The organism is Neisseria sp. HMSC70E02, from assembly GCF_001838645.1.
Lineage (GTDB): Bacteria > Pseudomonadota > Gammaproteobacteria > Burkholderiales > Neisseriaceae > Neisseria > Neisseria macacae.
Map to the genome: position 1 here is coordinate 2,960 of NZ_KV838146.1, position 221 is coordinate 3,180.

General features: G+C 60.6%; 1 pseudogene. It reads left to right on the top strand.

Annotated features, from left to right (window positions below):
• Positions 1–221: pseudogene (locus HMPREF3277_RS15055) on the top strand (RHS repeat protein); the annotation flags it as partial.

Here is a 221-nt window from a genome sequence, read left to right on the forward strand (position 1 = left end):
GCAACCTGACCCACAGCACCGACCAGCGGACGGGAACGACGCATTTCGAGTACGACAAACTCGGTCGAATCACCAAAGCCGGCAGCGAACTATTCGCCTTCGACCCCGCGCACAATATCCTCGACATCCCGACGGAAAAGGTCAAACCATACCCTGCCCCCTCTCCCGTGGGAGAGGGTTGGGGAGAGGGCAAAACGGCTGCGCTGCTTTCAGACGACCGC